General features: G+C 54.8%; 2 protein-coding genes. One reads left to right on the forward strand and one right to left on the reverse strand.

From position 1 onward, the window contains the following. Nucleotides 1–283, forward strand: a 283-nt coding sequence (locus Xenpb_RS19440; protein ID WP_187655749.1) for an integrase core domain-containing protein, incomplete at its 5' end; no start/stop codon positions are given. A gap of 78 nt (nt 284–361) precedes the next feature. Here Xenpb_RS19440 and Xenpb_RS19445 read toward each other — a convergent pair. Then, nucleotides 362–517, reverse strand: coding sequence for a hypothetical protein (locus Xenpb_RS19445; RefSeq protein ID WP_187655750.1), 156 nt, complete (start codon nt 515–517; stop codon nt 362–364). Nucleotides 518–702 lie beyond the last annotated feature (185 nt).

The raw sequence follows: 702 nt of genomic DNA on the forward strand, positions 1-702 counted from the left end.
GTTCAGACGATTATTGCAGTGTTATGGTATTAAACAAAGCCTGAGCCGGCGTGGAAATTGCTGGGATAACAGCCCGATGGAACGTTTTTTCCGGAGCTTAAAAAGCGAATGGGTTCCTTTGGCGGGATATGCAAATTTTAGAGAAGCTTACCATTCTATTATCCAATACATAACAGGTTATTACAGCCAGCTTCGTCCTCACTGGTATAACAATGGGTTAACGCCCAATGAGTCAGAACAATTATTTTGGAAAAACGCTAAGCCAGTGACCAATTTTTGTTGACCATAACAGTTGGGGCGGGGGAGGTAAAAGCGGAGGCCGCAGGCCGACCTGCCTACAGCGTTGTTAGCCTGGGCCAGGTCAGGCAGCTAATGAAGGCGCAGGTGAGATGCCGGATGTGGCACGGTGTTCCGGTTCGGCGCGGTTTTGGGCAGGCATAGGCTCCGGTGCTGACAGCAGAAGGCGCCAGCCTTGTGCGGTGCACCCCGCGATGCTGACAGCGGGGGCGCCAGACATAATGCAGATTAGGCGATGTGAGCCGCTCTTCGGGGCTGGGCGGAACACGGTGGCGGCACGGCGAATTTCGCATAATCTCCCTGCATTATGTTAAATGGGCTTTGGGCAGCCGGCACACAGTGATTGGGGACACCGTGGCCGCCGCGGCCCATTGCCCATTTACCCCCGCCGGCACCGCTGCTTCC

Source organism: Xenorhabdus sp. PB62.4 (assembly GCF_014467285.1).
Lineage (GTDB): Bacteria > Pseudomonadota > Gammaproteobacteria > Enterobacterales > Enterobacteriaceae > Xenorhabdus.